The organism is Cohnella yongneupensis, assembly GCF_042655785.1.
GTDB lineage: Bacteria > Bacillota > Bacilli > Paenibacillales > Paenibacillaceae > Cohnella > Cohnella yongneupensis.
Genome location: NZ_JBHSNC010000043.1, coordinates 148,302 through 158,088, shown reverse-complemented (window position 1 = coordinate 158,088; position 9,787 = coordinate 148,302). Strand labels below are relative to the sequence as shown.

7 protein-coding genes are annotated in these 9,787 nt (G+C 53.4%); 1 reads left to right on the top strand and 6 read right to left on the bottom strand.

Annotated elements, in window-relative coordinates:
- Positions 1–168 precede the first annotated feature (168 nt).
- From ACFPQ4_RS14465 to ACFPQ4_RS14445, 5 genes are all read right to left on the bottom strand, one after another.
- On the bottom strand, positions 169–978 hold the full coding sequence (locus tag ACFPQ4_RS14465) for an ABC transporter permease (RefSeq protein WP_378112580.1): 810 nt from the start codon (positions 976–978) through the stop codon (positions 169–171).
- Positions 971–1,897, bottom strand: a complete 927-nt coding sequence (locus tag ACFPQ4_RS14460; protein ID WP_378112579.1) for an ABC transporter ATP-binding protein — start codon at positions 1,895–1,897, stop codon at positions 971–973. Before ACFPQ4_RS14460 ends, ACFPQ4_RS14465 begins: the two co-directional genes overlap by 8 nt.
- 81 nt (positions 1,898–1,978) lie before the next feature.
- Positions 1,979–2,122, bottom strand: coding sequence for a hypothetical protein (locus ACFPQ4_RS14455; RefSeq protein WP_378112578.1), 144 nt, complete (start codon positions 2,120–2,122; stop codon positions 1,979–1,981).
- A gap of 108 nt (positions 2,123–2,230) precedes the next feature.
- A complete protein-coding gene (locus ACFPQ4_RS14450) occupies positions 2,231–3,376 on the bottom strand; it encodes an LCP family glycopolymer transferase (protein WP_378112577.1) in 1,146 nt (381 codons plus the stop codon).
- A gap of 25 nt (positions 3,377–3,401) precedes the next feature.
- Positions 3,402–3,860: a PilZ domain-containing protein gene (locus ACFPQ4_RS14445; RefSeq protein WP_378112576.1), complete on the bottom strand. Its 459-nt coding sequence runs from the start codon at positions 3,858–3,860 to the stop codon at positions 3,402–3,404.
- Positions 3,861–4,124: 264 nt separating this feature from the next.
- Here ACFPQ4_RS14445 and ACFPQ4_RS14440 point away from each other — a divergent pair, with 264 nt between their 5' ends.
- Entirely contained in the window at positions 4,125–4,496 is a 372-nt protein-coding gene (locus ACFPQ4_RS14440; protein WP_378112585.1) for a helix-turn-helix domain-containing protein, read from the top strand.
- A gap of 487 nt (positions 4,497–4,983) precedes the next feature.
- On the opposite strand, the gene gltB is transcribed toward ACFPQ4_RS14440, so the two are convergent.
- Positions 4,984–9,591: a glutamate synthase large subunit gene (gltB, locus tag ACFPQ4_RS14435; protein WP_378112575.1), complete on the bottom strand. Its 4,608-nt coding sequence runs from the start codon at positions 9,589–9,591 to the stop codon at positions 4,984–4,986.
- Positions 9,592–9,787 lie beyond the last annotated feature (196 nt).

Here is a 9,787-nt window from a genome sequence, read left to right as displayed (position 1 = left end):
GGGGGCTTGGCCCCTCCCGCGACCGGACTTTCACCGGCTAGAAGATGCGTGCCTCTGGGCACGCCATAACAAAAAGCACCCCCCGGCAAGGACGTTGAGAGTTTGTTCTCAATGTCTTTGCCGGGGGGTGCATCGGTATTTGTTTCGTCTAAATGAGCTGTCCGATCGTTAGGCCGCTACGTCGCGCTTCCGGAATACCGTCCACGAGATCAAGTTGAATAGGACGAAATAGACCGCCAGAACGCTTATAGCGAATCCAAGCGTGAGCGGATCATCTGCGATCGGGCCTCCACGCCCGTTCGCGTACTGCGTTAGATCGAGATGCAGGAATAACACATACTTGATCCATGGCTTATCGATCATAAGGAACAGATGGGACCACAGTTGCGCCGTAAATACGATGGAGATCGATAAGCCGATCGCAAGACCGTTACTACGAAGCGCGGACGACAGCATGAAGGCAAATGCGATAATGACAAGTGTGGTGACGTAATTCAACCAGAAGAGATGTCCAAGCTCGTTAAACAAGACGCCTGCTCCTGCGTTCAATTCCGGGATATACTCATTGATATCATTCGTAGCGCCGAAGAACGCCATATTGATCAGGAACGTTACGAGGAAACCGATCGCCGTAATTAGCAGCGAGAACAATACGACCGCGATAAACTTGGACAGCAGGATACTCGAACGGCTCCATGGTCTAATCAGGAGGAGCTTGATCGTTCCCCAAGTGAATTCTCCGGCAACGGCTTCCGCCGCAAGTACAACGGAGAAAATCGTGATCAGGAAAGTCAGTAGGAAGCCATCCAGCTGCATGGCGCTGAATCCCGTAATCGTCTCATCCGAATTCGAGGCAAAATAGAGCAACATCGACAGCAGTACGGGAAGCACGAGGATGATGCCGAGCATGACCCACGTACGGGCTCTGCGATAAATTTTCATATTCTCGTTCTGCACGAGCTTCATAAAGTTAACCAATCGTATCACTCCCCGTCATTTCGAGGAATTGGTCTTCAAGCGACTTCGTCTTCACGCGAATGCCGTAGACGTTAATTCCCGCTTCTACTAATCTACGGTTCGTGGCTGCTACCGAGCTGCGATCCGCGGTAATGGACAGTAAGCCTTCCGATAGACGTGCCCCGTACGATCCTTCCAAAATACCGAGCGCGGCATCCGGATGATCGAGCTCGAACAGCACCTCGTTCTCGGTTTGCGCGTCTTGGACGTCATCCGTTCCCCGAAGCGACCGAACGTCTATAATCTGGCCCTTCTGCAAAATCGCGACGCGATCGCACATGAGCTCCATCTCGGACAGCAGATGAGAGGATACGAGCACCGCGACTCCTTCGTCTTGCGCAAGCTTGCGCAGGTAATCTCTTAACTCGCGAATGCCCGCGGGATCGAGGCCGTTCGTAGGCTCGTCCAATACGAGCAGCTTCGGACGGTGCATGACCGCTTGGGCAACGCCAAGACGTTGGCGCATGCCTAACGAATACTTCTTTACCTTGTCGTGAATGCGTCCCTCGAGACCGACAAGCTTAATGACTTCTTGAATTCTTTGCTCCGTAATGGACGGATTCATGCGCGCATAATGAAGCAAGTTCTGATATCCGGTCAGAAACTTGTACATTTCCGGGTTTTCGACGATCGCGCCGACCTGGATGATCGCTTTAGGAAAATCGGACTTCACGCTATGTCCCGCGATTTGGATGTCCCCGGAGGTCATCCCCATTAATCCGACGATCATGCGGATCGTAGTCGTCTTACCCGAACCGTTAGGCCCAAGGAAACCGAATACTTCGCCCGGTTGCACTTCAAAGGACACGCGGTCGATGATCGTTCGCTTGCCGATGACTTTGGTAACGTCCTGCAACCGAACGACGGGTGCTTGTGACATGTACTTCCCTCCGTTAATCAATTGAACAGCAACCCCATTATATCAATCATCGGCGTAAGGAATACAATTTTTAGGTAATTTTTATTTCGATTGGCGGTCGCAACTGACGCAGCAGCCAAGCGGATGCAATACTTTGTAAAATCCCGTGCGGAACAGAAGATTCGCTTGTTCCATCGTTTTCAGCTTATTGCACATTAAACAGTAGAAAAGTACGGATTGTTCCATATGCCCTCCATTCTATACGTATCGTTTCATTTGTATACATTACGTATCATATATTTAAAATAGGGCAGTTCTTGTCCCCTGTCAAGGTTTTTGTCAACCGCTGATGAATTACGTCGCTTGGAGTTGCTCCAGCATGCGATCTTGAATCTCTTTGCGATCTTCCGGCTGAACGGTATAGTAGTAAATTCCATTGATCATCTTACCGGTGCCTTTCAAATTCAAAGTGACGATATTGCTGATCGACGAGCGGTAATCGGATGCCAAATCCACCATATTGCCAAAGGTCAAATTCGTTCGGACATCATTTGATAGCTCGGAAAGGATATGAGGGAACTTGCTAAGCGAACGAAAGCTAACGACCTTATCTACCGCCGAGCTGAGCACTTGCCGCTGCCTTACGTTGCGTCCGAAATCCCCATGCGGATCTTCTTTGCGCATCTGAACGAAGGCTAACGCTTCCTGTCCGTTCAAATGTTGCTCGCCCAGCGGAAATTTCATGCTCCCGACATCGAACGCGAACGGATTGTCGACGTCTACCCCGCCTACGGTATCGACGATATCGATCATGCCTTCCATATTCGTCTTCATATAATAGGCGATCGGTACGCCGAATAGCCGTTCGACCGCTTCGACTGCCCAGGAAGTTCCCCCGAAAGCGTAAGCATGATTGATTTTGTCGTAGGTTTCGCGATGCGGGATAAGTACCCGGGTGTCCCGAGGAATGGACACTCCCAGCACCGAATTCGTTGCCGGCTGCACCGTTAACAGGATCATCGTGTCGCTCCGCCCCCGATCGCCCGGTCGTTCGTCTACGCCGAGCAGTAAAATGCAGAAAGGATCTTCCTTGTCCAAATCGGGATGCAACAATCGGTCCACTTGCTCAACGTCGAGCTTTACCGCTTGAATGGCATCCCATTTGCTATCATCGGTCGCCTGCTTCCCTTTGTCGCCAGCGGGAGATGGCTGCGTATTGCTTAATGCGGTACCTTCTGCCGAAGTCGCTTGGCCATCGGCTGACACCGGTTGCGTATCTACTGTTGCTACATTGTCATCGGTAATAACGGCAACCGGATCGGACTTAACCTCTTCCCGTTCGAACACGGGCTGAGTCCATGTTTTTGCCGGCAAAGGTTCGTACATCGCATCCATCGTGTGCTTAAGCGCATACCAAATATAGCCGCCTGCGATTACGGCGACCACGACTACGGATAGCAACGAATAAAGACTGATTTTTACCCATTTCTTGCGTTTCAATGGAGGCTGCTCCTTCCGTTTCCCGCTAAGTTGTATAATCCAATCGCTTGAATTGCTTGTCGCCGCCTCGCTCCATCACTTTGCGGTATAGCGTCTGAATGTGGGGTGCGAACGCATAAGCCGACTGCAAATATTCGTTCAGCCGATAATGAAACAAATGGCGTTCGTAAGTCGATAGTTTCCAAGAAACGCCATAGAGGAAGTAACCCTCCTCTTCCTGAACGCGGACGATCGTCGCCTTCAAATGAACCTCATGATGATTCAACTGCATCTTAAGCATCCACTCTACATCGTCTCGTGGCGGAAGCTCCAAATGCGTTCGGAACAGACATCCTCCGAAGCTTATATTATCTAGCAATACTTTCTGCGAACGGCTTCTCGCCGTGCGATCGCCAACTCTAAGCAAGGATAGCTCCGCATAAAGCGGCAAGTGCAGCCCGAATCGGATGTACTGGCGTCTATTCTCTTGTTCCTCCTGATCCATAACCGCCCACGCCTCGCTAATGATACTTAACGTATCTCAATGATTCCCCTTACTTTACGATACATTTTGTATCATGTCAAGGCGAGATAATGGCATGATTCCACGACAAAACCTGTCACAACCGTTGAATGCTCACTGTTTAACGAGCTCGTTTTTGGGCAATAACAAGATTAGATAGTTATATGCGACATTTTGTAACAACGAATGAAATTGTTCGCCATTCATATTATGATGGGGTTAGTGATACATTCTGGGAGGGATATGATGAATATCGGAAACCGTATCGCGTTCCTACGGGACCAACGCGGTTTGACACAAGAAGAGCTAGCTACATCTCTCGGAATCTCGCGGGCAGCGCTGTCTCACTACGAGAAAAACCGTAGGGAGCCCGATACCGAGACCCTTTCCAAGGTAGCGGATTTATTCCAAGTCTCGCTCGATTATTTGGCTGGAAGAACGACGCAGCCTACGACGACGCTAGATACGGACGTAAGACAGTTCGCCGACGAGCTCGAGCTTTCCAATAACGAGATGCTCGACAAGTTCGCGCTAACGATCGACGGCCGCAAGCTGTCCCCCGCGGAAGCCAAGAGATTCATCGCTTTCGTTCGCGCCGAACGGAATATGGGCGAATAAGATCAAATATAAGCATATAATCATAAGCTTGCACGACTTGCGCGCTTAAGAAAAAAAACCTCGAGTATTCGGTTGCTATCGCATCCGAATGCTCGAGGTTTTTTCATTAATAGAGCGTATGTTAAAAAGAGTCAGATTTGCTGCGCCGGCTTTTTGAATTCATCCGGCCATTTGTCCGATTCGATTCCCAGTTGCGTCAGAATTTTGTGGATATCAATTTCCAATGGTTCCTTAGCCTCCAGTAAATCCTTCTCCATTTTCGCTCCCATACCCTCTCATCTAGAACTCTATCCCCAAACTCTATCGTAATTATAGGAGATTGGAAATGCGGAGGGTGTCGAGTGCCGCTGTCATGTCATTATTGTTTTTTCGGAGGTTTTGTCGAACATTGGGCGGACTGCAAAATATGTCGTGCAGCGTGTCCTTAGGATCAAAAAGACCGTCCATGGAACGTACGCTCCATGGACGGTCATGATGACTCTAACGTTTAGTTGCCGCCTACGCGGGACAAATCGCGCATGTTCGCTTCGAACGCCGCGAGCAGCGCTTTATCGCCGCTTAGTCCTTGAGCCTCGACTTTGGCGATTTGCTCCATCATCCGCTTGTAGTCCTTAGGGATGACTTTCACGAACTTCGCGGCATGAGCCGGCCAGTCCGCCAGCACGCGGCGACCGAGATCGCTATCCGTATGCTGCACGTGTTTGCCGATCATCTCGCGCACTTGCGCGATCTCCGCCTCGTCCTCCAGACGCTCCAAGCCGACCATCTCGTAGTTGCAACGGTTGATGAACTGACCGTCCCAATCGATGACGTAAGCGATGCCGCCGGACATCCCGGCCGCGAAGTTGCGTCCCGTCTTGCCGAGAACGACTACGCGTCCGCCGGTCATATATTCGCAACCGTGGTCGCCCACGCCTTCGACTACGACGTTCACGCCGCTGTTACGAACCGCGAAGCGTTCGCCCGCAGCCCCGCGAATATACGCCTCGCCGCTCGTCGCGCCGTAGAAAGCGGTGTTGCCGATGATGATGTTGTCTTCCGCCTTGAAGGTCGCGGCCTTCGAAGGGTAAACCGCGATCGTTCCGCCGGACAAACCTTTGCCGACGTAATCGTTCGAGTCACCTTCGAGAGTGAGCGTCATGCCTTTCGGAATGAACGCGCCGAAGCTTTGACCGGCCGTACCCGTGAAGTGGAAGCGGATCGTATCGGCAGGCAAGCCCTCCTTGCCATAACGATTCGTTACTTCCGCGCCTACGATCGTGCCGACTACGCGATTCGTGTTCTTGATCGGGAAGGAGGCGCTCACTGGCTGACTGCGAGCGATCGCCGGAGCGGCCGCGTCAAGCAGCGCTTGCATGTCGAGCGATTCTTCCAAACCATGGTTTTGACCTTTGGCATTGTAACGGAACGAGCCTTCCGGCAATTCCGGCATATGCAAGAGCGCGTTCAAATCCACGCCTTGCGATTTGTAATGGGTGATCGCCTTCTTCGTGTTCAGGCGGTCGACGCGACCGACCATCTCTTGAATCGTGCGGAAGCCTAGCTGCGCCATAATTTCGCGAAGCTCTTGCGCCACGAACGTCATGAAGTTGACCGCATGCTGCGGATCTCCCATGAACTTTTTGCGCAGCTCCGGATTTTGCGTCGCGACGCCGACCGGGCACGTATCGAGTTGGCATACGCGCATCATGATGCATCCGAGAACGACTAGCGGAGCGGTCGAGAAGCCGAACTCCTCTGCGCCGAGCAATGCCGCGATCGCGACGTCGCGTCCCGTCATCATTTTGCCGTCGGTTTCGACGACGACGCGGTCGCGTAGGTTGTTCAGGATGAGCGTCTGATGCGTCTCCGCCAGACCCAGCTCCCAAGGCAAGCCCGCATGGCGGATCGAGCCGATCGGGGATGCGCCGGTACCGCCGTCGTAGCCGCTGACTAGAATAACGTCCGCGCGGCCTTTGGCAACGCCCGCCGCGATCGTGCCTACGCCGACCTCGGAGACGAGCTTGACGTTAATGCGCGCGCGCGGGTTCGCGTTCTTCAGATCGTGAATCAGTTCGGCCAAATCCTCGATCGAGTAAATATCGTGATGCGGAGGCGGGGAGATCAAACCTACGCCCGGCGTCGTACCGCGAACTTCGGCGACCCAAGGGTACACTTTGCGTCCCATGAGCTGTCCGCCTTCGCCCGGCTTCGCGCCTTGCGCCATCTTGATCTGGATTTCGTCCGCATTGGACAAGTAATAGCTCGTAACGCCGAAGCGGCCGGAAGCGACTTGCTTGATCGCGCTGCGGCGAGAATCGCCGTTCGCGTCAGGAATGTAACGCGCCGAATCTTCGCCGCCTTCGCCGGAGTTGGACTTGCCGCCGATGCGGTTCATCGCGATCGCTAACGATTCGTGCGCTTCCTTGCTGATCGAGCCGAACGACATCGCGCCCGTCTTGAACCGCTTGAAGATCGATTCGAGCGATTCGACTTCTTCGATCGGCACAGGCGCTTGATCGAAGTTGAAGTCGAGCAGCGAGCGAAGCATTTTGATATCTTCGTATTCGCCTTGAATGAGCGACGAGAACTTCTTGAACGTCTCGTAGTTGCCCGTACGTGTTGCCATTTGCAGCATGTGAATCGTCTTCGGATTGAACAGATGCTCTTCCCCGTCTTTGCGCCACTGGTAGTCGCCGCCGGAATCGAGCTCGCTCTCCGCGCCTTCTTGCTTGGCGTACGCGCGGTAATGAGCGGTCAACGTATCTTTGGTGATGACATCCAGGCCGACGCCTTCGATACGGGACGGCGTCCAGGTGAAGTACTGATCGATGACGTCGGTCGACAAACCGATCGCTTCGAATATTTGCGCGCCGCGGTACGACTGGATCGTGGAGATGCCCATTTTGGACAATACTTTCACGACACCTTTGGTAGCGGCTTTAATGTAATTTTTGACGGCTTTCTCGTGCGAGATGCCGCGCAGCATGCCTTGGCGGATCAAGTCGTCGAGCGACTCGAACGCAAGGTACGGGTTCACCGCGCTTACGCCGTAGCCGAGCAACAGCGCGAAGTGGTGCACTTCCCGCGGTTCGCCGGATTCGAGCAGGATGCTGACTTTCGTCCGCGTACCTTGGCGAATCAGGTGGTGATGCAGCGCCGATACGGCCAAGAGAGATGGAATCGCAGCGTTGTCTTGATCCGTTCCTCTGTCGGATAGAATCAGGATGTTATGACCGCGCGCCATGACGCGGTCCGCGGACTCGCATAGCAGTCTGATCGCGTCGCGCAAGCCTTGCTCGCCGGCTTCCGGATCGAAGAAGATCGGCAGCGTAATCGACTTGAAGCCCGGACGATGTACGTGACGGAGCTTGGCGAACTCTTCGTTAGAGAGAATCGGCGTGTACAGACGGATGTGACGGCAGCTTTCCGGCTCCGGATTGAGCAAGTTGCGCTCCGGTCCGACGGACGTATATGTCGAAGTAACGATCTCTTCGCGGATCGCGTCGATCGGCGGGTTCGTTACTTGTGCGAATAGTTGCTTGAAGTAGTTGAATAAGCGCTGCGGCTTCTCGGACAGTACGGCAAGCGGAGCATCGTAGCCCATCGAAGCGAGCGGCTCGACGCCGGAAGCAGCCATCGGCTCTATCAGCTTGCGCACGTCTTCGAACGTATAGCCGAACGCTTGCTGGCGTTGCTGTACGGTCGCATGATCCAACTCGGGAAGCTCCGGCGCGTCCGGCAAATCCTCCAGATCGACCAAGTGGTCGTTCAACCATTCGCGGTAAGGATGTTCCGTTACGATGGCGCGTTTGACTTCTTCGTCGGAAATAATGCGGCCTTCCTTCGTGTCCACGAGCAAAATACGGCCCGGACGCAGACGGTCCTTCAGCACGATGTCCTCAGGCGGAAGCTCGATAACGCCGGCTTCGGAAGCCAGAATCATCAGATCGTCCTTCGTGACGTAATATCTAGCCGGACGCAGACCGTTACGGTCGAGCACGGCGCCGATTTGCACGCCGTCGGTAAAGCCGACCGCCGCCGGTCCGTCCCACGGTTCCATAAGGGTCGCGTGGTATTCGTAGAACGCCTTCTTCTCTTCGTCCATATGCTCGTCGTTCTGCCATGGTTCTGGAACCATCATCATGGCCGCGTGAGCCATCGAACGGCCGGACAAGTACATGAACTCGAACGTGTTATCGAACATCGCCGTATCCGATCCGTCCGGCGCGATGATCGGCTTGATCTTCTCCAGATCGTCGCCGAACAAGTCGGTCGCGAACAGCGTCTGACGCGCATGCATCCAGTTGACGTTGCCCCGAAGCGTATTGATCTCGCCGTTGTGGATCAAATAGTTGAACGGATGCGCGCGCTCCCAGCTCGGGAACGTGTTCGTGCTGAACCGGGAATGCACGAGCGCCATCGCGGTTACGAGCTCTGGATTGTGAAGCTCCGTATAGAAGTGACCTACTTGCTCGGTCGTAAGCATGCCCTTGTATACGATCTTCTTGCTCGACATGCTCGGGAAGTAAAAGCTTTCCGCGCCATCGATCTTGTCGTTATATCGGATCGCAAGCTCGGTACGCTTGCGAATAACGTATAATTTGCGCTCGAAAGCCATATCGTCCGAGAGTACCGCCGCGCGGGCGATGAACGCCTGACGCACGAACGGTTTCACTTTTTTGGCCGATTCTCCGAGCTTCTCGTCGTTCGTAGGAACCGTGCGCCATCCGAGCAAAGTTTGGCCTTCCTCGGCGATGATGTCGGCGAAAATCCGCTCTTGCTTCGCGCGAGCCGCTTCGTCTTGCGGGAAGAACACCATTGCGACCGCATATTGCCCTGCTTCCGGCAACGCGAAACCAAGCTTCGCCGTTTCGCTCGCGAAGAAGTCGTGCGGGATTTGCAGCAATATGCCTGCACCGTCGCCCGTGTTAGGTTCGCTTCCCTGACCGCCGCGATGCTCCATGTTAATGAGCAACGTTAGCGCCTGTTCGACGATATCGTGCGACTTCTTTCCTTTAATATGTGCGACAAAACCCATACCGCAGGCGTCACGCTCAAATTGAGGATCGTACAGTCCCTGCTTCGTTGGCAATCCATGATGCATCGCTTTCATACAAAGCAACCTTTCTATATGCGAGTTTTTTTCTTGAAGGTGTGCACTTACGGCTTCATTTCCCTAGCGAAATCACCTAGAATAAAAGAAAAGGCTACATTGAGACGACCAGGGTCGGGATTGGGTGGGTTTCGCGGAGACATACGTTGATTGTTCATAAATATTCAGAAATTATTATGTTATTTTAACACCATCG

Bases quoted from the DNA above. Each gene is read 5' to 3' on its own strand.
- ACFPQ4_RS14460 (WP_378112579.1), bottom strand. From the start codon at position 1,897: ATGTCACAAGCACCCGTCGTTCGGTTGCAGGACGTTACCAAAGTCATC.
- ACFPQ4_RS14455 (WP_378112578.1), bottom strand. From the start codon at position 2,122: ATGGAACAATCCGTACTTTTCTACTGTTTAATGTGCAATAAGCTGAAA.
- ACFPQ4_RS14445 (WP_378112576.1), bottom strand. From the start codon at position 3,860: ATGGATCAGGAGGAACAAGAGAATAGACGCCAGTACATCCGATTCGGG.
- ACFPQ4_RS14440 (WP_378112585.1), top strand. From the start codon at position 4,125: ATGAATATCGGAAACCGTATCGCGTTCCTACGGGACCAACGCGGTTTG.
- gltB (WP_378112575.1), bottom strand. From the start codon at position 9,591: ATGAAAGCGATGCATCATGGATTGCCAACGAAGCAGGGACTGTACGAT.